The organism is Streptomyces sp. WAC03905, from assembly GCF_057371075.1.
On sequence record NZ_JBXYDZ010000003.1, the window covers coordinates 5,149,217 to 5,170,506 of the forward strand.

The window sequence follows — 21,290 nt, forward strand, 5'->3', positions numbered from 1 at the left end:
CACGCTTCTGACCCACCCTCATCCCCTGCTGCCGCACGCACGAAGGAGCGCCCGTCCATGGACGACCTGGCCCGGCTCGCCGCCCTCCACGGCATCGCCACCGCCTACCAGCCCGCACCGGACGTCACCGTCCGGGTCCCCGAGGCCACCGTCAGGAGCGTCCTCGGCCTGCTCGGCGTCGTCACGGACGACGCCGACGTCCGGGTCGTCGCCGAGGAGGGCACCCGGGCGGCCGCCGCCCGGCTGCTGCCACCGACGGTGGTGCTCTGGCGGGGGGAGCCCGTCGCGCCCCTGCCCGCCGGGCTCCCGCCGGGCAGCCGGGTCCGGGTGCTGGCGGAGGGCTCCGGCGAGGAACTCCCCTGGGGCGACGGACTTCCCCTCGGCATCCACCGGATCACCGCCGAGACCCCCGACGGCCGGATCGCCGGGGCCACCCTGGTCGTGGCCCCCGCACGGGCCCCCGCCGCCCCCGAACGCGCCCACGGCCTGCTCGTCCAGCTCTACTCCCTGCTCTCCGAGCGCTCCTGGGGCATGGGCGACCTCGGGGACCTCGCCGAGCTCGCCCGCTGGGCCGCCCGGACCCACGGCACGGACTTCATCCAGGTCAACCCGCTGCACGCCGCGCTGCCGGGGACGCCGACCGACCCCTCCCCGTACCGGCCGTCCTCGCGCCGCTTCCCCGACCCCGTCCACCTGCGGATCGAGGACGTCCCCGAGTACGCGGCCTGCCCCGACCGGGAGGCGCTCGCCGAACTGGCCGCCCGCGGCGCCGCGCTGCGCCACGAGGTGCTGGAGAAGGGCGCGCTGATCGACCGGGACGCCGTCTGGGAGCTCAAGCGGCGGGCGCTGCGCCTGCTGTACGCCGTCCCGCGGACCGCCGAACGGGAGGCGGACTACCGCGCGTTCTGCGAGGACGGGGGCGCCATGCTGGACGTCCACGCCGGCTGGCAGGCCTCGCGCGCCGGGGACGACCCGGGGACGAGCGCCGACTTCCACCGCTGGACGGTCTGGCTGACGGACGGCCAGCTCGTCGCGGCCCAGCGGGCCGCCCGCGAGGCCGGCATGAGCGTCGGCATCGTGCACGACCTGGCCGTCGGCGTGCACCCGGACGGTTCGGACGCCTTCGAGCCCGCCCTCCACGCCCGCCGCATGAGCGTCGGAGCCCCGCCGGACGCCTTCAACGCGCGCGGCCAGGACTGGGGACTGCCGCCGTGGCGCCCGGACGTGCTCGCCGGCATGCGCTACGAGCCCCTGCGGGCCCTGCTGCGCGGGGTGTTCCGGTACGCCGGTGCACTGCGCATCGACCACGTCATGGGCCTCTTCCGGCTCTGGTGGATCCCCGAGGGGACCCCGCCCGCCGAGGGCACCTACGTCGGCTACGACGGCGAGGCCATGCTGGCGGTCCTGGTGCTGGAGGCGCACCGGGCCGGCGCCCCGGTCATCGGTGAGGACCTCGGGACGGTGGAACCGCACGTGCGGCGGGCCCTGGCCCGGCGCGGGGTGCTCGGCACGTCGGTGCTGTGGTTCGAGCGGGACTGGGCGGGCGCCGGCGGACCGCTCGCCCCGCAGGCCTGGCGGGCGGACTGCCTGGCCACCGTCACCACCCACGACCTGCCGCCCACGGCCGCCAAGCTCGCCGGCGGCCACGTGGAACTGCGCGACCGCCTGGGCCTGCTGACGCGTCCGGCCGAACAGGAGCGGGCCGAGGACGCGGCCGACACCGCCGAGTGGCTGGCGCTGCTGGACGGGCTGGGCCTGGACACCAAGGGCGAGGAGGCCGCCGTGCAGGCCCTGTACGCCTTCCTGCTGCGCACGCCCGCGCGGCTGGTGGGCGTCTGGCTGCCGGACGCGGTGGGCGACCGGCGGCCGCAGAACCTGCCGGGCACCTGGGACCAGTACCCCAACTGGCGCCTGCCGGTCGCCGATGCCTCCGGCAGGCCCCTGACCCTGGAGGAGCTGATGGCCTCGCCCCGGGCGAACGCGCTGCTCAGCGCGGTCCGGGAGGGGGCGGGCCCCCGTACGGCACCCCCGGGCGCGCGCGGCGTTTAGGTGTTCGCTACGTTTGCACCGTGGACAAGAAGAACGCTCTGCGCGCCGGCGCCGTCTCGGCCGGAACGACGCTGATGATGCTGCTGATGACGTCTCCCGCTCTCGCGCTGACCCGCGACGACGGCGACGACCCGGGCCCGGGCCTGAGCATCGGCGAGACGCTCGGCCTGTACGTGGCCCTGCCGATCGTCATCTTCCTGGTCATCGTGGGTCTCGTGATGGCCCTCGACAAGTCGGACAGGCCGAAGAAGAAGCAGGCCTGACCCGGCCCGGCCCCTGCGGGGCCGCAGCCGCGTGACCTTCCCGGGCGCCGGGGGTCCGCACCGCCGATCCGTACCGGCCGTGCGTCGACCCCCGGCGCCTCGTCATGTCCTCAGACGGCGGCCATCAGTTTGCGCAGCAGGCCGGTGAGCTGCGCGACCTCTTCGTCGGTCAGCCCGGTGAGGGCTTCCCGCTGCACCTCAAGGCCGGCGGTGACGGCTTCGTCGACGAGCGCGAGGCCGCGGTCGGTGATCGTCACCTGGAGCCCCCGCCGGTCGTGCGGATCGGGCTTGCGGCAGAGCAGACCCGCCTTCTCCAGCTTGTCCAGCCGCCCCGTCATGCCGCCCGTGGTGAGCATGAGCGTCGCCGAGAGCTGGCGGGGCGAGAGCGTGTACGGGGCGTCCGAACGGCGCAGCGTGCCGACGACGTCGAACTCCCCGCGCGAGAGGCCGAAGCGCTGGTAGCGCTCCTCCATCGCGTCGCCCATCGCCTTGGCGATCCGGTAGATCCGCCCGAAGACGGCCATGGGAACCGTGTCCAGCTCGGGGCGCACGGCGAACCACTGGGCCGTGATCGCGTCGACCGCGTCCTTGTCCTCACTCATGAGCGCAGTATTCCGGTCTCCTCGGACCGTTCGCAAGAAAGTTGCTTGACGGAAAGTGGCTTAGCGCTAAGCTACTTACTAGCAACCGAATCGTGGGGGAGGGGCCGTCATGGCAGTGTTCAGGGGCGAGGCGTCCACAGCCGGGGAGGCGAAGGTCGCGGGGGAGCGGTCGCTGCTCCTCGGCATCGGAATCAGCGCGATCGGGATCGGCATGTACGTCCCCTTCTCGCTCGTCTTCTTCCACCACGTCACAGGCCTCTCCTTCACCCTCGTGGGCCTGGTCATGACGGTCACCGGGGTGGCCGGGCTGGCCTTCATGCCGCTGGCCGGCACGGCCGTCGACCGCTTCGGCGCCCAGCGGGTCAACCTGGTGCTCTACGCGATCAGGGCGCTCGGCTTCGCCCTCTACCCCTTCGCTGACTCCCTTCCCGCCTTCGCCGCCGTCGCCCTCGTCACCGCGCTCGCCGACCGCTCCTTCTCCGTCGTGCAGCAGTCCCTCATCGGGGAGGTGGCCCGAGGCGCCGCCCGCGACCGCCTCCAGGCCTCCACCCGGGCCCTGCAGAACGCCGGGATGGGCGCGGGCGCCCTCCTCGTCTCCGGGGTGCTGGCCCTGTGGGGCACCGGCGCCTTCGACTGGACCGCCTGGGGCAACTCCGCGGCCTTCGCCCTCGCCGGACTCCTCGTCAGCAGGGTCCGCCCCTTCCCCGCCGAGCCGGCCGCCCCCTCCGCCGCGCCGAAGGCCGCGGCCGGCTACCGGACGGTCCTGCGCGACCGCCCCTTCCTCGGCCTGACCGCCGCCAACTTCCTCACCGCGCTCGGATACTCCGCCCTCTCCGTCCTCTTCCCCCTCTACCTCACCACCTGGCTCGCCGCCCCCGACTCCGTCACCGGAGCGGCCTTCACCCTGAACACCGCCCTGTGCGCGGGGATCGGCGTACTCGTCGCCGGCCGGGTCCGCCGCTCCGGCGCCCGCCGCACCCGCTCGGCCGCCCTCGGCGCCGTGCTCTTCGCCGCCGCCTTCACCGGCCAGACCGTCCTCGGCACGCTGCGCCCCGGCCGCGGCGCGACCCTGGCCGCCCTGCTCGTCATCGTCATCGTCTACACCCTCGGCGAGCTGGTGCACAGCCCCTCCGGCGGCGCCCTGTCGGTCTCCGCCGCCCCCGAGCCGGTCCGCGGCCGCTACCTGGCCACCTACCAGCTGTCCCACTCGCTGGCCGGCGCCCTCGCCCCCTCCCTCTTCACCGCCCTGCTCGCCGTGGACGGCCGCCTGCCCTGGGCCGTCCTGACCGCCGCCTCGCTCGGCGCCGCCCTGGCGCTGCTGCGGCTGGAGCGGCACCTGCCGGCCGAGGCCGTGCACGCCCGGCCCCCGGCCGCCGCCCTGACCGCCCTGCGCACACCGGCCCCCGCCGGCGCAGCCTCCTAGAAGGTGTCCGCCGTGAAGCGTCTCGCCACCGTCGCCCTGACCGCCCTGGCCCCGATCTCGTGGGGCTCGACCTACGCCGTGGCCTCCGAACTGCTGCCGCCCGACCGGCCGCTGTTCACCGGCGTCATGCGGGCCCTGCCCGCGGGCCTGCTGCTCACCGCCCTCGCCCGCACCCTGCCCAAGGGCGCGTGGTGGTGGAAGTCCGCCGTCCTCGGCACCCTCAACATCGGCGCCTTCTTCCCGCTGCTGTTCCTCTCCGCCTACCGGCTGCCCGGCGGGGTCGCGGCCGTGCTCGGCTCCGCGGGCCCCCTGTTCGTGGTGGGCCTGGCGGCCCTCGTCCTCGGGGAGCGCGCGAGCCTGCGGACCGTCCTGGCCGCCGTCGTGGGGGCGCTCGGCGTGAGCATGGTCGTCCTCAAGGCCGAGGCGGCACTCGACCTCGTCGGCGTCGTCGCGGGCGTGGTCTCCTCCGCATCCATGGCCGCGGGCACCGTCATGACCAAGCGCTGGGGCCGCCCCGAGGGCGTCGGGCCGCTGGCCTTGACCGGCTGGCAGCTCACCGCAGGCGGGCTGGTCATCATCCCGGTCGCCGCCCTCGTCGAAGGCGCGCCGCCCGCGCTCGACGGCAGGGCCTTCCTCGGCTACGGGTACATGATGCTGATCAACACCGGTATCGCCTACTGGCTGTGGTTCCGCGGCATGGGGCAGCTCAGCGCCACCTCGGTCACCCTGCTCGGACCGCTCTCCCCGCTCAGTGCGGCCGTCATCGGCTGGGCGGCCCTCGGCCAGGCGCTCACCCCCGTCCAGATCGTCGGTATGGCGATCGCGTTCGGGGCCACCGTCGCCGGTCAGCTGGCAGCCGCCCGCGCCGCACGACCGTTCAGCTCTGCTGAAAAGAACGATCGGAACATTTCGATGGACCTGACCGATGGGCGGGTGCGACGGTAGGGCCCTCGACACCGCACCGACCCCCAGGGGGAGACACACAGTGGCCGTCACGGACCGCGCCCGCACCCTTTCGCACGCCGAGCCCGGCAGCACCGGCAGGAAGGGTGCCGCCGGGTTCGGCGTGCTCCTCGCCCTCCTCGCGACGGTCGTCTGGTCCGGCAGCTTCGTCGCCACGCGGGGCATGGCCGAGACCGTCCCGCCCGTCCAGGCGGTCTTCTGGCGCTGGATCATCGCCCTGCTCGCCGTCGCCCCCTTCGCGGCCCGCCAGGCCTGGCAGCAGCGGGCCCTGATCCGCCGCCACCTCGGCTTCATCGCCCTCGCATCGCTCTTCGGCGTCGCCCTCTACAACACGCTCGTGCACCAGGCCGGACTGACCACCTCCGCCTCCAACATGGGCATGATCATGGCTGCCTCGCCCGTCGTCATGGCGCTCTACGCACGCCTCGGCGGCGAACGCCTCGGCGCCCGCCGCACCTTCGGCATGCTGCTCGCCGCCTTCGGCGTGCTCCTGCTCATCGGGGACGGCTCGATCGGCTTCGACTTCGGCGCCGGAGACCTGTGGATGTTCGCCGCCGCCCTCTCCTTCGCCACGTACAGCGCCCTGCTCAAGCGCAAGCCCGCCGACCTCGGCGGCCTCGCCTTCCTGATCACCACCTTCGTGCTCGGCGCGCTGATGCTGGCCCCCGCCTACGCCGTCTCCCTGCACGTCCAGGGCGGCTTCGAGATGACCGCCGGCACGGTCGGACCACTGCTGTACGTCGGGGTGTTCTCCTCGGCCGTCGCGTTCTTCGCCTGGAACAAAGCCGTCTCGGTGATCGGCGCGGCGCGCGCGGGAGTCGTCTACTACCTCCAGCCGGTGTGCGCCGCGGGCCTCGGCCTGCTGCTGCTCGGCGAGCCGACCGGCCCGGCCCAGCTGCTCTGCATGGCGCTGATCCTCGGCGGGGTCGGGCTGGGAAGTGCCCGCCGGTAGGTTCGGGCCCATGACCGAGTGGGACATCAAGAAGCTGCGGATCCTGCGGACCCTCGCCGAACAGGGGACCGTGACCCGGACGGCCGAGGCGCTGCACATGACGCCCTCGGCCGTCTCGCAGCAACTGACCAACCTCGCCCGCCAGCTGGGGGTGGTGCTGCTGGAGGCGCAGGGCCGGCGGGTCCGCCTCACCGCCGCCGCCCACCTCGTACTGCGGCACGCGGAGGCGGTCTTCGCGCAGCTGGAGCGGGCCGACGCGGAACTGTCCGGATACCTCGCCGGGGACGCCGGCGAGGTCCGGGTCGGCGCGTTCTCCACCGCCGTGCCCGCGCTGGTCGTCCCGGCGGTCGCGGTGCTGCGCAGGACCCACCCCGGGGTGGAGGTCCGCGTCCGGGAGACCGAGGCGGCCGAGTCGTACGAACTGCTGTCGGCCGGGGGCGTGGACCTGGCGCTGTCGCTGGCCGCCCACGCGCCGACCGCGCGGGACCGGCGGTTCACCCGGGTCACGCTGATGGAGGACCCGCTCGACGTGGCGCTCCCGCCGGGGCACCCCTTGCGGGAGGCGGCGGACCTGAGGCTGGCGGACCTGTCCGGGGACCCGTGGATCTACGGGGGCAGCGGCCCGTGGTCGGAGATTGCCCGGGGCGCGTGCGAGGCGGCGGGCTTCGTCCCCGAGCAGGCCCACTCCGCGTCGGGCTGGACGGCGATCCTGGCCATGGTCGAGGCGGGCATGGGCGTGGCCCTGGTCCCGCGGATGGTGTCCGGCCGGGCGTCGGGCGTGGCCGTACGGGTGCTCTCGCGGGACCGGCCGACGCGGCACGTGATCGCGGCGGTGCGCCGCGGGGCCGAATCCGCTCCCGCGGTGGCGCACGTCCTCACGGCCCTGCGGACCGTCGCCGCCGCACCCTGACGGTACGCTCCCGGGGCTCCGCCCCGGACCCCGTACGTGCGCTCCGCGCCCGTGCCCTCCGACGCCGGGCGGGCTGCAATTCAGCCGGGGGCAGGGCCCCGCCAGGGCGCCGCACCCGCGGGAGACAGCGCCCCGGCGGGTGCGGGCAGAGCCCGGGGGCCCTTACGCCTGAGCGGCAGCGGCAGCGGCGGCGGCGTCTGCGGCCTGGGCCTTCAGCGCGCGCTCCACGCCCGCGCGGGACTCCGAGACCAGCCGCCGCAGCGCGGCGTTCGGCTCGGCGGAGGCCAGCCAGGCGTCCGTCGCGTCCAGGGTCTCCTGCGAGACCTGGAGGGCGGGGTAGAGGCCCACCGCGATCTGCTGGGCGATCTCGTGGCTGCGGGTCTCCCAGACCTCCTTGACCGCCGCGAAGTACTGCGCGGTGTACGGGGCCAGCAGCTCGCGCTGGTCGGTCTGGACGAAGCCGCCGATCACCGCCTCCTGCACGGCGTTCGGCAGGTCGCCGGACTCCACCACCGAGGCCCAGGCCGCGGCCTTGGCCTCGGCCGTCGGGCGGGCCGCCCGCGCCGTCGCCGCGTGCCGCTCGCCGGCCGCCGTGGCGTCCCGCTCCAGCTCCGCCGCGATGGCCGCCTCGTCGGCGACACCCGTCGCGGCGAGCCGCTCCAGGAACGCCCACCGCAGTTCGGTGTCGACGGCCAGGCCCTCGACGACGGCCGAGCCGTCCAGCAGCGCCGACAGGTACGCCAGCTGCTCCTCGGTGCGGGCCGTCGCCGCGAAGGCCCGCGCCCACGCCAGCTGGTGGTCGCCGGCCGGCTCCGCCGCACGCAGGTGCTCCAGCGTGGCCGCGGTCCAGGCCGCCAGGCCCTCCTCGCGCCACGCAGGGTCGGCGTACAGGTCGACGGCCAGCTTCACCTGGCGGTGCAGCGACTGCACGACGCCGATGTCGGACTCCTTGCCGATGCCCGAGAGCACCAGCGAGAGGTAGTCGCGGGTGGCGAGCTCGCCGTCGCGGGTCATGTCCCAGGCCGAGGCCCAGCACAGGGCGCGCGGCAGGGACTCGGTGAAGTCGCCGATGTGCGCGGTGACCGCGGCGAGGGACTCCTCGTCCAGGCGGACCTTCGCGTACGACAGGTCGTCGTCGTTGAGCAGCACGACCGCCGGGCGGGCGCGGCCCACGAGCTCCGGCACCGACGTCAGCGCGCCGTCGATGTCGAGCTCGATCCGGTCGGTGCGCACGAGCGCGCCGTCCTGGAGCTCGTACAGGCCCACCGCGATGCGGTGCGGGCGCAGCGTGGACTCGCCCTTGGCTCCGGCGGGCAGCGGCGGCGCCTCCTGGCGGATGCCGAAGGCGGTGATCACGCCGTCGGCGTCGGTGGTGATCTCGGGACGCAGGACGTTGATGCCGGCCGTCTCCAGCCACGCCTTCGACCAGGCGGTCAGGTCGCGGCCCGAGGTCTCCTCCAGGGCGCCCAGCAGGTCCGACAGGCGCGTGTTGCCGAAGGCGTGCGCCTTGAAGTACGCCTGCACGCCCTTGAAGAAGGCATCCATGCCGACGTAGGCGACGAGCTGCTTGAGCACCGACGCGCCCTTGGCGTAGGTGATGCCGTCGAAGTTGACCATGACGTCGTCGAGGTCACGGATGTCCGCCATGATCGGGTGCGTGGACGGCAGCTGGTCCTGCCGGTACGCCCAGGTCTTCATGGAGTTGGCGAAGGTGGTCCACGCGTGCGGCCACTTCGAGCCCTCCGCGTAGGCCTGGCAGGCGATGGACGTGTAGGTGGCGAACGACTCGTTCAGCCACAGGTCGTTCCACCACTCCATGGTGACGAGGTCACCGAACCACATGTGGGCGAGTTCGTGGAGGATGGTCTCCGCGCGCACCTCGTACGCGGCGTCCGTCACCTTCGAGCGGAAGACGTACTGGTCGCGGATGGTGACCGCGCCCGCGTTCTCCATGGCTCCCGCGTTGAACTCCGGTACGAAGAGCTGGTCGTACTTGGCGAACGGGTAGGCGTAGGCGAACTTCTCCTGGAACCAGTCGAAGCCCTGCCGGGTCACGTCGAAGATCGCGTCCGCGTCGAGGAACTCGGCGAGCGAGGGACGGCAGTAGATGCCGAGCGGCACGCTCTGGCCGTCGGGGCCCTCGTAGGAGCTGTGCACCGCGTGGTACGGGCCGACGATGAGCGCCGTGATGTACGAGGAGATGCGCGGGGTCGGCTCGAAGCGCCAGACGTTGTCCTTGACGTCGGCGGGCTCCGGCGTCGGGGAGTTCGAGATGACCGTCCAGCCCTCGGGGGCCGTCACGGTGAACCGGAACGTCGCCTTGAGGTCGGGCTGCTCGAAGCTGGCGAAGACGCGGCGCGCGTCCGGCACCTCGAACTGGGTGTAGAGGTAGGCCTGCTGGTCGACCGGGTCGACGAAGCGGTGCAGGCCCTCACCGGTGTTGGTGTACGCGCAGTCCGCGACGACCCGCAGCTCGTTGGCCCCGGCCGCCAGGTGCGCCAGCGCGATCCGCGAGTCGCGGAAGACGGCCGCGACGTCGAGCGACTTGCCGTTGAGGACGACCTCGTGCACCGCGGGGGCGACCAGGTCGATGAAGGTCTCCGCCCCGGCCTCGGCCGACTGGAAGCGCACGGTGGTCACGGACGGGTAGGTCCCGCCCTCCTGCGCCCCGCTGAGATCGAGTTCGATCTCGTACGAGTCGACGGTGAGCAGCTTCGCACGCTGCTGAGCCTCTTCACGGGTGAGATTCGTGCCTGGCACGCGGTCATCTCCTTCGATGGTGACGTTGCCCGCACATCCTTCCACGGGGGACGGGTCACCGCCTCGGAGTAATCCACGGGCGAACGCGACGTCGGGAACCCGCCGGACACCGGCGGCCTTCCCCGGCACGCTGGTGGCCATGACCAGCAGATTCCGGGCGAGGCCCATCGAGGAGACGGCGCTCGCGGAGCTCCGCGTACGCGACGACGCGGGCCGCGACTGCGTCCCGCACACCGACGGGGAGGGCGGGGCGCCGCTGCGGTGCTGCCTGCGGACCAGCACGGCGGGGGAGCGGATCGCGCTCGTCTCGTACGCGCCGCTGCGCCGCTGGGCGGCACGGACCGGGGCCGAGCCCGGCGCCTACGACGAGCAGGGACCCGTCTTCATCCACGCCGAGGACTGCGGCGGACCGCCGGACGCGGGCGGCGGACACCCCTTCGCCCGGCCCGGGGTGAGCCGCACCGTCCGGCGCTACGACGCTCGCGGGCACATCCTCGGCGGGCGGGTCCTGGACCTCGGGGAGGATCCCGACGGGGTGGTCGAGCGGGCCCTGGCCGACGCCTTCGAGGATCCCGAAGTGGCCCTGGTGCACGTGCGCGCCGCCGAGTACGGCTGCTTCCAGTTCGAGGTGCGCAGGCCCTGACGTGCCGGGAGGGCGGGCGCCGTGCGGCGCCCGCCCTCCCTTCGTGCCGGGGCGGGGTCAGCCGCGCAGCTCGTCGGCCACCAGCTCCGCGATCTGGACGGCGTTCAGCGCGGCGCCCTTGCGGAGGTTGTCGTTCGACACGAACAGCGCGAGGCCGTTCTCCACGGTCTCGTCGACGCGGATGCGGCCCACGTACGAGGCGTCCTTGCCGGCGGCCTGGAGGGGGGTCGGGATCTCGGAGAGCTCCACGCCCGCCGCGTCCTTCAGCAGCTCGTAGGCGCGCTCGACGCTGATCGGGCGGTCGAAGCGGGCGTTGATCTGGAGGGAGTGGCCCGAGAAGACCGGCACGCGCACGCAGGTGCCCGACACCTTGAGCTCCGGGAGCTCCAGGATCTTGCGGGACTCGTTGCGAAGCTTCTGCTCCTCGTCGGTCTCGAAGGAGCCGTCGTCGACGATCGAGCCCGCGAGCGGGAGCACGTTGAAGGCGATCGGGCGCTTGTAGACGCCGGGCTCGGGGAAGTCGACGGCACCGCCGTCGTGGACCAGCCCGGTCGCGCCCTCGGCGACCGCCTTGACCTGGCCGTCGAGCTCGGCGACACCGGCCAGGCCGGAGCCGGAGACGGCCTGGTAGGTGGTGGCGACCAGCGCGGACAGACCGGCCTCGGCGTGCAGCGGGCGCAGCACGGGCATGGCCGCCATGGTGGTGCAGTTCGGGTTCGCGATGATGCCCTTGGGGCGGTTCTTGATCGCGTGCGGGTTCACCTCGGAGACGACGAGGGGGACCTCGGGGTCCTTGCGCCAGGCGGAGGAGTTGTCGATGACGACGGCACCCTGCGAGGCGACCTTCTCGGCCAGGGCCTTGGAGGTGGTGCCACCCGCCGAGAAGAGCACGATGTCCAGGCCGGAGTAGTCGGCCGTGGAGGCGTCCTCGATGGTGATCTCGCGGCCCTCCCACTCGATCGTCGAACCGGCGGACCGGGCCGAGGCGAACAGGCGCAGCTCGTCCACCGGGAACTTGCGCTCGGCGAGGATGCCGCGCATGACTGCGCCGACCTGACCGGTGGCTCCGACGATTCCGACCCTCACGTTGACTCCTCTTGATCCATACGTCGCGTGCGCGCGTGGGGCCATCATGCGTTCGACCCCACGAGCCTTGTCCAATCCATTGTCCGAGGACCGGACGGTGTTCTGAATGTGAACACCCGTGACGCGTGCGCGGCGGCCTTGTTTCACGGCCTCCGGGCGACCGTTTTGCCTGGTCGGGGTCGGTTAACGGCCGATCTGTGATGTCCGTTATCCGGACATGATCGACCGAAGGCCGAAACCCGTCCCCGGGATCCGCCGGGGCCCGGGGAACGGCCCGAGGGGGCGGTGCTCGCCAGAGCGCCGCCCCCTCGGGTTCCCTGCGGAAGGTGCTACGGGAGGACCTTCTCGATCTGCACGCTGCCGGTGCCGGCGGCGGTGCCGCGGGCGTTGAGCAGCTCGACCTGGCCGAAGAACTGACGGCCCTCGGGGGCCGCGCTGGTGACCAGGACGTTCGCCGCGACCTGCGCGGTGGCGCCGGTGGCGAGGTTCACCGCGGCGGCCTCGTCGACCTGGACGGAGCCCAGGGCGGCCGAGAAGAACACGTCGCGGTAGTCGTACGTGGTGGAACCGGACGGGATCGCGTAGCCGATCACCTTGACGGTGTAGGTGCCCGCGGCCGGGTTCACCAGGCTCACGGCCTCCTCGGAGTCGCCGTCGGCGGCGGAGCCCACCTTGACGCCGTCCTTGTAGACCTCCAGGTCGAGGTCGGCGGCGGTGTCGGACACCTTGCCGATGGCGACGTCGAGGCGGGAGGTGCCAGCGGGCACCGCGATCTCGGTGGTGTGCGTCTCACCGCCCGCGATGGTCGGCTTGGCGACCTTCGCGGAACCGAGCGGGCCGCCCTTGAGCTTGCCGCCGGAGATGGCCGCGCCGGCGTTCTTGACGCTCCACTGGACCGGGGCCGGGGTGCCCTGCTTGACCTCCGGCAGGACCTTGACCGCGGGGTCGAAGGCCGCGCCGAGCACGGAGACGTCCAGCTTGAACGGGTTGTCCAGGACCGGCGACGTACGACGGGCCTCGACCTCGATCTCCCAGACGCCCGGGGTCGGCTCGGGGTACGAGCGGACGTCGGGGCGGCAGGTGTTCGCCGGGTTGTCGTAGTTCGGGTAGCAGTTGGTCGTGGCCGTCGGGTCCACCGGGGTGCCGTACGGGTGGATCGCGATGAAGCGCGTCTGGGCGCCCGCCGCGAGACCGCCGAGGGCGACCTCGAGGCTCTTGGCGCCCGGCGGCACCGTCACGAAGTACGACTTGTGCGCGTTGCGCTGCACGGAGGAGGACTGCGACAGGGTGAACGACGGCGCGGCCAGGGGGGCGGAAGCCACGACGGTCGTCAGGATCTGCTTGTCGATGCCCTCGGTGGTCTCGTCGTCCAGCTGCAGGATGCCGCTGTGGACGCCGGCCGTCTTGGCGTTGGCCTCGACCTTGATGGTGACGGGCTTGTTCAGCGGCAGGGTGACGTAGTCGTAGCCGCCGATGACCTTGAAGGTCCCGTCGTTGTTGCGCCAGCTCAGGTCGTGCCGGGTGCCGTACTTGACGCCCGTGGTGCGGGTGATGACGACGTTGTAGACCTTCTTCTGGCCGACCTTCAGGCCGCCCTCGCGGTCGTACAGGCCGGTGCCGAAGCCCGGGGTCTTCAGGAACTGGTCGATCGCGGTGTCGACCGGCGCCTTGACGGTGAACTCGTTGGCCTTGGCGTCGCGCTGGATGGACTCCCACGCGCCGCGGACGTCGATCAGACCCGAACCCTGCGCGTGCGCCGGGATGTTGTCGATCTTCTGGGCGGAGCTGGTGAGCGCGACCCGCAGGGAGGCCGGCGTCAGCTTGATGCCCTGCTGCTTCGCGGCCGAGATCAGCAGCGCGCTCGCGCCCGCGGCCTGCGGCGAGGCCATCGAGGTGCCCTGGAGCATGCCGTAGCCGGCCGGCAGGGTGTAGCCCGCCTCCTTCACCGGCGCGCCGGGCAGCCAGGTCTGGATGGTGTTGATGGCCGCGCCGGGGGCGCTGATGGTCGGCGTGAAGCCGCCGTCCTCACGCGGACCGCGCGAGGAGAAGGGGAACATGCTGTACTTCGTGCTCACGCCGGAGCCGTAGTTCGCGGCCCACGTCTCCTTGGAGACCGAGGCGCCCACGGAGATGACCTTGTCCGCGAGGGCCGGGTCGCCGATGGTGTTGAGACCGGGGCCGGAGTTGCCGGCCGAGATGACCAGCTGGACACCGTAGGTGTCGATGAGGTTGCGGTAGAGCTCGGCGCGCGCGTTGTTGCCGTCGTTCAGCGCCGGCAGGCCGCCGATGGACATGTTGACGATGTCCACGCCGCGGTTGACGACGAGGTCGATCATGCCCTCGGTCAGCGCGATGTTGGTGCAGCCGCCGGACCAGGAGCAGGCGCGCGAGGAGACGAGCTTCGCGCCGGGCGCCTCGCCGTTCATCTTGCCGCCGAAGAGGCTGTTGGCGGCGGTGATGCCGGCGACGTGCGTGCCGTGCTCGGACTCGATGATGCCGATGTTGACGAAGTCGGCCTTCTTGCCGACCCAGTCCCCGCCCAGCGGGTCCATCGGGACGTCCTTGCGGATCTCGATCACGAACGGGATCCGCTCGGCGACCTCGGTCGCCGGGTTGTCCGTGCCGAACCAGCCGATCTGGTAGCCGTCCTTGTACGGCTTCATCGGCTCGTTGTTCGTGAAGTCGCCGTCCTGGTCGGTGTCGACGCGGACGGTGCCGGCGGCGGCGTCGTAGAGCATGCCGAACCGGTCGGTGGTGTCCCCGTCCCGGTTGACGTCGCCCGCCATGTCACCGGTGGCGGTGATCGACTCGCTGAACCGGCTCCACTGGAAGCTGCCCTCGGGCGCCTTCCAGCTCTGGCCGCCCGCGGTGAAGGTGCCGCCCGCGGAGGTCACCGGGGTGATCTGCGCGCGCCAGGTGCCGTCGTTGTCCGTGATCGGGTCGGTGGCCGTCACCCAGTCGACGATCTTGCGCTCGCCGGTGGTGGTCTTCTGCAGGGCCGGGTGACCGAGGTCGACGCCCGAGTCCATGATGCCGATGGTCACGCCGCGGCCGTCGGCCTGCGGGTTCTCCGCGACGAAGTCGACCGCGCCGGTCTCGAAGGACGGGTTGTACGGGTTCTTCGCCGGGGTGTTCTTGTCCGGCGCCGCGTACGTCTCGGCCGCGGTCTTCTTGACCGTACCGGTCTCCCGGTCCGCGTCGGGGCGCGGGTCCGGCAGCTGGATCTCGTGGCGCAGGTCGATGCCGTGCACCGAGGACAGCTTGGCGGCCGCCTTCAGCGCGGCCTCCGCCTGGCCGGTCGGCAGGGTGGCGCGCACGTAACCGAGGTTGTCGTACGTCCGGCCGACCGAGGCGCCCTTGACGGCGTCCAGCTGGTCGGCGACCTGCTTGGTCTGGCCGGGCGCGGTCGCGACCATGACGGTGACGTTCGCGTCACCCTTGGCCTTGGCCTCCTGGAGGAGCTCGACGTCGGCAGAACCGAGCTTCTGGTCGGCGGACTTGACCGCGGGCGTGGCGCCCGGGGTGTCCGCGCCGGTCGCCGCGAACGCGGGCGCGGCGCCGGTCGCCGCGAGGGCGGCGACCAGGCCGGCCGCGGCCGCGACGCGCGCGACGCGTCTGGCCCCGGGTATGGAGCCGGGGGATTCGAGGGTCATCAGCATCCCTGGTAAGTGAAAGATACGGTCCGGATTTCGGTGCCGGATGACCGGTCAGCTTTCCTCAAGGGACAGGTCTTTGGGGAGGGATGTCATCGACCGAGACCTACGGTGGCGGAGACCCGCCAGTGCGCCTCGTCCGCCAGTGCGACCGTATGCGGGCACAGTGGTGCGAACCATCGGGGTGGAAGAGTTGATTTATCGACTTGGCGGCCCCAAGTCGGTACCCGGGCAGGGTCGTGCGCCGAGGGAGGTGTGACAGATTCCGACCGGTCAGCGCTCGCGCGTGCGCGCGTAATGGCGCGAGGCCTTCGCCCGGTTTCCGCAGACGGACATCGAGCACCAGCGCCGGGTGCCGTTGCGCGAGGTGTCGTGGAAGTGCAGCACGCAGCTCTCGGAGGCGCACTTGCGGATCCGCTCGGGCGCGGAGCCCAGCAGTTCCAGGTAGTTCCGGGCGGCCGTCCAGGCCGGCCCCCAGGAGGGGTCGTCGAACTCGGCGCGCTCGCCCGGCCCTTCGGCGGTCAGGGTGGCGCGGATGCGGCCGTGCTCCAGTACGCCGTCGACCAGCGCGCGGGCGCTCTCGTCCGCCGGGTCCGCCACCGCGCGGGCCAGTGCCTCGCGCGCGGTCATCAGGTGGACGAGGGTCGCGGCGTCGGCCCGGAAGCGCCCGGCCAGGCCGGTGGACTCCAGCCAGATGGCGAGCCCTTCGACCCGGCTCAGCCCGAAGGCCCCCGCGAAGAGGTCGACGCGCTCGCCCTCGCGCATCCAGCGCGTGTTCAGCAGGTCGAGGGCGATCGGCTCCCCGGTCAGGGGCCGTGCGTCCGCCGTCGTCATGTCCGTCTCCTCGCTCGCTAACCCCTCAAGGGTACGTGAGCGGTTGACGCTCGGGACTCTAACCTTTAACGTGAGTATAGAAGGTTAGAACTCCTTGCACGGCCTCCGGGGAAGGACCCGTCATGACCACCGCCATCAGCACGCTCCGTACCGGGCACGTCGGCCTGAACGTCACCGACCTGGAGCGCTCGCTCGTCTTCTACCGGGACGCCCTCGACTTCGAGGTGCTCGGCGAGGGCAAGGAGGAGGGCCGTCGCTTCGCCTTCCTCGGCCGGGACGGCGAGCTCGTCCTCACCCTCTGGCAGCAGGCCGACGGGGCCTACGCCCCGGCAGCGGCAGGACTGCACCACCTGGCGTTCTCGGCCGGGGGCGTCGAGGAGGTGCGCGCGTACGAGGAGCGGCTGCGCGGGCTGGGCGTCGCGTTCGCCTACGAGGGGGTCGTCGCACACCGGGAGGGCGCGGCCTCCGGGGGCATCTTCTTCCACGACCCCGACGGCACCCGCCTGGAGATCTCCGTACCGACCGGCGCCGAGGACGCTCCCGCCCCCTCCGCGGGCGCGCCGACCTGCGGATTCTTCTCATGAACGGCGTCTACCACTGGGGATCGCTGGCGGTGCAGGAGCGGGTCGGCGTGCGCGGACCGGCCGAGCACGTCGGCCGCTCGATCGGTACGGGCATCCGCGACGTCGCCGCGGCCTTCCTGGAGCTCCAGCCGCACCTGGTCGTCGGCGCCGCCGACGGCGCCGGCCGGATGTGGGCCTCCCTGCTCACGGGCCCGCCCGGCTTCGTGCGGGCCACCGGTCCGCACCGCGTCTCCGTCGCGGGAGGCGCCCCCGTCGGGGATCCCCTCGCGGAGGTCCTGGCCACGGACGGGACGCGGATCGGGACCATCGCGCTCGACCCGCGCACCCGGCGCCGGATGCGGCTGAACGGAACCCTCGCGGCGACCCCCCGCGGCTTCGCCGTCGAGGCCGAGCAGGTCTTCGCCAACTGCCCGAAGTACCTGCAGCAGCGGCAGCCGCTGGAGCTGGTCGCGGAGGGGGCGGGGGTGGTGCGCCGCGGGGAGGCGCTGACTCCCGGCCAGGTGCGCGCCGTACGGCGGGCCGACACCTTCTTCGTCGCCACGACGGCGGAGGCGGACGGGGCCGACGCCAGCCACCGCGGGGGTCTGCCGGGATTCGTGGAGGTGCTGTCCCCGACGGAGCTGGCCTGGCCGGACTACGCGGGGAACGCGATGTTCCTGACCCTCGGGAACCTGACGGCCGACCCGCGGGCGGGACTGCTCTTCCCGGACTGGGAGGGCGGGGCCGTGCTCCAGCTCAGCGGCCGGGCCCGGACGGAGTTCGCGGCCGACGGCGGCCGCCGCACCCGCTTCCGGGTGGAGTCGGTGGTGGAGGCCGTGCATCCGGGGCGACTGCTGTGGAGCACCCCGGAGTACTCGCCTCACCTGGGCAGTACCACCAGGTAGGCGGCGGGGTCGTGGTCGTCTGCCGCCGTCAGGGCGGTCCGGATGACCGCGGCCTGCTGCTCGGGCCAGTCGCGGAGCTTGCGCGGGGTGATGTGCAGGACGGTCACCCCGAGCCGCTCCAGGGTCTCCCGCTTGCGCACGCACTCGGACCACTCCTCGTCCTCCCCCTGGCGCGGCGCGCGGGTGTCGATCTCCACGGCCACCGCGTGCTCGGGCCAGTACGCGTCGACCCCGCCCAGGTGCGGGCCGCCGGGGATCCGCAGGTCCACGTTCCAGACGGGGTCGGGCAGCTCGTAGCCGCGTACGAGGTGGTACAGCCGGTCCTCGGCCATCGCGCGGCCCTCCGCCAGGAGGGACTCGACCGCGTCCACCACGTGCGGCCGGCTCAGCAGCCGGGCCACCGTCAGCTCCCGCACGATCGCCGCCGGTTCGCAGTGCCCGCTGCGGACGGCCTCGCTCAGCAGCCGGCGCACGGCGCCGGCGTCGGACAGCTGCGCGACGGCGTCGGCGACGGCCCGCGCGACGGGTGCCACGGGCAGTCCGGTGACCTCCTGGGACCGGGGCGCGGTGCGCGCGCGCACGATCCGCACGTCGCCGGTGGACCGCAGCCGCCGGGTACCCGGCACCAGCACGTCGATGTGCGACAGGGCCAGCAGCGGGGGCGCGGAGGCGAAGCGGTACAGCGCCAGCGCCGCCAGCCCGGTGATCATGGCCTCGCCCCCGCCGCGCCGCCCCGCGTACAGCAGCGCGGCGTGCAGCCGCTCCTCGCTGGTCGCCGGCCCGGCGTGGAGCAGGAACACGCCGGGCAGGATCTGCCGCCACGGCCGCTCGGAGGCCTCGGAGGCGCTCACGCCGTGCTCGCGCAGCTGTGCGAGGGTCAGCACGCGGGGACGGTTACCGGTGAGGTGGGCGAGGGGGAGGGGTGCGTTGTGGTTCATGACGCGGTGATTCCCTCAGGCCATGGCCTCGCTAACCCCTGTTACACGCCTGTCGACAAATGCGGACAAGGCGGGGCTAAAGTACGGGCGTTCGACTGCCGATGAGGTGCGCCCGTCCGGGTGACCCGACTGCGGGGGCACCGCCCCCGCAGTCGGCCCGGGAGGTGGGGTCAGCCGGCCGCCGCGTCGCAGGCCTGGGCGCGCAGGGCCCTGGCGAGGTCGTCGCGGGACTCCAGCACCAGGCGGCGCAGCGCCGGGGCGGCGTCCTCGTGCCCCGCGAGCCAGGCGTCCGTGGCGTCCAGCGTGGCCGCGTCGCCCTGGAGCGAGGGGTAGAGCCCCTTCACCACGTCCATCGCGATCTGGATCGATCGCTGCGCCCACACCCGCTCGATCACCTCGAAGTAGCGGCCGGCGTGGGCGGCCAGCAGGCCCCGCTGCGAGGGCTGCTGCATGCCCGCGATGGTCGCCTCCACCAGCGCGTTGGACAACGCGTCCGACTCGACGACCGCCGCCCACGCCTGGTCCTTGACCGCCTGCGAGGGACGCGCCGCCAGGCACCGCACCTGGTGCCGCTTGCCCGACGCCGTGTCGTCGCGGGCCAGTTCGGCGGCGATGACGGCCTCGTCCACCGCGCCGTGCGCGGCCAGCGGCAGCAGGAAGTCCCAGCGCAGCTCCTGGTCCACCTCCAGTCCGTCGATCCGCGCCGACCCCTCCAGAAGCCCCAGCAGCAGCTGGAAGTCGCCCTCGGTCGCCGCGCTCGCCGCGAAGAAGCGGGCCCAGGTCAGCTGGTGCTCCGAGCCCGGCTCCGCCACGCGCAGCTCGTGCAGCGCGCCCGCCGCCAGGTCCCGGTCGCTCTGCTCGCGCCGGTCCGCGGCCGCGTAGTGCGTGACCGCCGTGTGCGTCTGCGCGTGCAGCATCTGCAGCACGCCGACGTCCGTCTCCCGGCCCGCGTGTGCCAGCACCAGCGAGACGAAGTCGCGCGCCGGCATCAGGCCGTCCCGCGTCAGGTTCCACAGAGCCGACCAGCTCAGGGCCCGTGCCAGCGGATCCGTCAGGTCGCCCAGGTGCCGGCGCAGCGTCTCCAGCGAGCCCTCGTCGAAGCGGATCTTGCAGTAGGTGAGGTCCTCGTCGTTGACCAGGACCAGGTCGGGGCGGTCCTGCCCCACCAGCTCCGCGATCACCGAGCGGGCGCCCGCGACGTCCGCCTCGGCCCGCGCGTAGCGGACCAGGGCGCCGTCCGGCTCCAGCCGGTACAGGCCGACGCCGACCCGGTGCGGCCGCAGCTCGTCGCCCTCCTGGACGACCGCGAGCTCGGTGATCCGCCCCGCCGCGTCGTAGGTCACCACCGGCGTCAGCGCGTTCACGCCCGCCGTCTGCAGCCAGGCCCGCGACCACTCGGTCATGTCCCGCCCCGACACCTCGCCGAGCACCGACAGCAGGTCGTCCAGGGTGGTGTTCCCGTACGCGTTCGCCTTGAAGTAGCGGCGCGCGCCCTCCAGGAACGCCTCCCGCCCGACGTAGGCGACCAGCTGCTTGAGCACCGCCGCGCCCTTGGCGTAGGTGATGCCGTCGAAGTTCAGCTTGGCGTCCTCCAGGTCACGGATGTCGGCCGTGATCGGGTGGGTGGACGGCAGCTGGTCGGCGCGGTACGCCCACGACTTGCGGCTGTTGGCGAAGGTCACCCACGCCTGGTCGAAGCGGGTGGCCTCGACCAGCCCGAAGGAGCCCATGAAGTCCGCGAAGGACTCCTTCAGCCACAGGTCGTCCCACCACTTCATGGTGACCAGGTCGCCGAACCACATGTGCGCCATCTCGTGCAGGATGACGTTCGCGCGCCGCTCGTAGGAGGCCTGCGTGACCTTGCCGCGGAAGATGTACTCCTCCCGGAAGGTCACCATCCCCGGGTTCTCCATGGCGCCCAGGTTGTACTCCGGCACGAAGGCCTGGTCGTACTTCCCGAAGGGGTAGGGGTAGTCGAAGATCTCGTGGAAGAGGTCGAAGCCCTGCTTGGTGACGAGGAAGACGTCGTCCGCGTCGAAGTGCTTCGCGAGGCCCTTGCGGCACATCGCGCCCAGCGGGATGGTCAGGTCCCCGCGGGTGTAGGTGTCCGTCACGTAGTGGTAGGGGCCCGCCACCACGCACGTGATGTAGGTGGAGATCGGCGCGGTCTCGGCGAAGCGGCGGGTCTGCCCCTCGCGCGACTCCTCGGCGCCGTTGCTCCACACCTGCCAGCCCTCGGGCGCGGTCACCTCGAAGCGGTAGGGCGCCTTCAGGTCCGGCTGTTCGAAGTTCGCGTACACCCGCCGGGCGTCGGCCGGCTCGTACTGCGTGTAGAGGTAGACCTCGCCGTCCTCCGGGTCCACGAAGCGGTGCAGGCCCTCGCCCGTCCGGCTGTACGCGCAGTTCGCGTCCACCACCAGGACGTTCTCGGAGGCCAGGTCGTCCAGGGCGATCCGGGAGCCGTCGAAGACGGCGGCCACGTCCAGCGCCCGCCCGTTCAGGGTCACGGAGTTCACCGAGGGGGCGATCAGGTCCGCGAAGGTGGCGGCGCCGGGGACGGCGGCCCGGAAGCGGATCGTCGTCACCGAGCGGAAGGTCCGGGGGCCCTCGGCCGGTTCGGCCTCGTCCACCGCCGACCGGATGTCGAGGACGACCCCGTACGCGTCGACGGACAGCAGCTCGGCCCGCTCGCGGGCCTCCTCGCGGGACAGATTCTCTCCGGGCACCTGCACTCCTTCGTGCGTGA

At 72.8% G+C, this 21,290-nt stretch carries 16 protein-coding genes; 9 read left to right on the forward strand and 7 right to left on the reverse strand.

Features of this window, described 5'->3' with window-relative positions; all coding sequences use genetic code 11:
- Positions 1–57 precede the first annotated feature (57 nt).
- Positions 58–2,049 carry a 4-alpha-glucanotransferase gene (locus AC2RP6_RS25725; protein ID WP_486448338.1) on the forward strand — a complete coding sequence of 664 codons (1,992 nt, stop codon included), beginning with the start codon at positions 58–60 and terminating at the stop codon, positions 2,047–2,049.
- 20 nt (positions 2,050–2,069) lie between these two features.
- A complete protein-coding gene (locus AC2RP6_RS25730; protein ID WP_030650150.1) occupies positions 2,070–2,312 on the forward strand; it encodes a hypothetical protein in 243 nt (80 codons plus the stop codon).
- 110 nt (positions 2,313–2,422) lie between these two features.
- Here AC2RP6_RS25730 and AC2RP6_RS25735 read toward each other — a convergent pair whose 3' ends face one another.
- A complete protein-coding gene (locus AC2RP6_RS25735; protein WP_486448339.1) occupies positions 2,423–2,914 on the reverse strand; it encodes a MarR family winged helix-turn-helix transcriptional regulator in 492 nt (163 codons plus the stop codon).
- A gap of 109 nt (positions 2,915–3,023) precedes the next feature.
- Between AC2RP6_RS25735 and AC2RP6_RS25740 the strand changes: the two genes are divergently transcribed.
- The 4 genes from AC2RP6_RS25740 to AC2RP6_RS25755 are packed head-to-tail and all read left to right on the forward strand — an operon-like array spanning position 3,024 to position 7,162.
- Entirely contained in the window at positions 3,024–4,337 is a 1,314-nt protein-coding gene (locus AC2RP6_RS25740) for an MFS transporter (protein ID WP_486448340.1), read from the forward strand.
- 12 nt (positions 4,338–4,349) lie between these two features.
- Positions 4,350–5,282: an EamA family transporter gene (locus tag AC2RP6_RS25745; RefSeq protein ID WP_486448341.1), complete on the forward strand. Its 933-nt coding sequence runs from the start codon at positions 4,350–4,352 to the stop codon at positions 5,280–5,282.
- A gap of 40 nt (positions 5,283–5,322) precedes the next feature.
- Entirely contained in the window at positions 5,323–6,252 is a 930-nt protein-coding gene (locus AC2RP6_RS25750) for a DMT family transporter (protein ID WP_486448342.1), read from the forward strand.
- Positions 6,253–6,262: 10 nt separating this feature from the next.
- A complete protein-coding gene (locus tag AC2RP6_RS25755) occupies positions 6,263–7,162 on the forward strand; it encodes a LysR family transcriptional regulator (RefSeq protein WP_486448343.1) in 900 nt (299 codons plus the stop codon).
- A 162-nt stretch (positions 7,163–7,324) separates the two neighbouring features.
- Here the strand turns inward: AC2RP6_RS25755 and pepN (AC2RP6_RS25760) are convergent, their stop codons facing one another.
- The gene (gene pepN, locus AC2RP6_RS25760; protein ID WP_486448344.1) at positions 7,325–9,922 is read right to left on the reverse strand and encodes an aminopeptidase N; all 2,598 of its coding nucleotides are present in this window, start codon (positions 9,920–9,922) and stop codon (positions 7,325–7,327) included.
- 139 nt (positions 9,923–10,061) lie between these two features.
- Between pepN (AC2RP6_RS25760) and AC2RP6_RS25765 the strand changes: the two genes are divergently transcribed.
- Positions 10,062–10,565 carry a DUF1203 domain-containing protein gene (locus AC2RP6_RS25765; RefSeq protein ID WP_486448345.1) on the forward strand — a complete coding sequence of 168 codons (504 nt, stop codon included), beginning with the start codon at positions 10,062–10,064 and terminating at the stop codon, positions 10,563–10,565.
- A 57-nt stretch (positions 10,566–10,622) separates the two neighbouring features.
- On the opposite strand, the gene AC2RP6_RS25770 is transcribed toward AC2RP6_RS25765, so the two are convergent.
- From AC2RP6_RS25770 to AC2RP6_RS25780, 3 genes are all read right to left on the reverse strand, one after another.
- Positions 10,623–11,651 (reverse strand): aspartate-semialdehyde dehydrogenase, encoded by a 1,029-nt coding sequence (locus AC2RP6_RS25770; RefSeq protein ID WP_486448346.1) that lies wholly within the window; start codon positions 11,649–11,651, stop codon positions 10,623–10,625.
- 329 nt (positions 11,652–11,980) lie between these two features.
- Positions 11,981–15,304: a S8 family serine peptidase gene (locus tag AC2RP6_RS25775; protein ID WP_486448347.1), complete on the reverse strand. Its 3,324-nt coding sequence runs from the start codon at positions 15,302–15,304 to the stop codon at positions 11,981–11,983.
- A gap of 273 nt (positions 15,305–15,577) precedes the next feature.
- Positions 15,578–16,138 (reverse strand): CGNR zinc finger domain-containing protein, encoded by a 561-nt coding sequence (locus AC2RP6_RS25780; RefSeq protein ID WP_486448348.1) that lies wholly within the window; start codon positions 16,136–16,138, stop codon positions 15,578–15,580.
- A gap of 122 nt (positions 16,139–16,260) precedes the next feature.
- Between AC2RP6_RS25780 and AC2RP6_RS25785 the strand changes: the two genes are divergently transcribed.
- Both AC2RP6_RS25785 and AC2RP6_RS25790 read left to right on the forward strand, forming a co-directional pair.
- Positions 16,261–16,722 carry a VOC family protein gene (locus AC2RP6_RS25785; protein ID WP_486448349.1) on the forward strand — a complete coding sequence of 154 codons (462 nt, stop codon included), beginning with the start codon at positions 16,261–16,263 and terminating at the stop codon, positions 16,720–16,722.
- Positions 16,719–17,606, forward strand: a complete 888-nt coding sequence (locus tag AC2RP6_RS25790; RefSeq protein ID WP_486448350.1) for a pyridoxamine 5'-phosphate oxidase family protein — start codon at positions 16,719–16,721, stop codon at positions 17,604–17,606. Before AC2RP6_RS25785 ends, AC2RP6_RS25790 begins: the two co-directional genes overlap by 4 nt.
- Here the strand turns inward: AC2RP6_RS25790 and AC2RP6_RS25795 are convergent.
- Entirely contained in the window at positions 17,582–18,544 is a 963-nt protein-coding gene (locus AC2RP6_RS25795) for a hypothetical protein (RefSeq protein ID WP_486448351.1), read from the reverse strand. The genes AC2RP6_RS25790 and AC2RP6_RS25795 overlap by 25 nt on opposite strands.
- 170 nt (positions 18,545–18,714) lie before the next feature.
- Positions 18,715–21,270: an aminopeptidase N gene (gene pepN, locus AC2RP6_RS25800; protein WP_486448352.1), complete on the reverse strand. Its 2,556-nt coding sequence runs from the start codon at positions 21,268–21,270 to the stop codon at positions 18,715–18,717.
- Positions 21,271–21,290 lie beyond the last annotated feature (20 nt).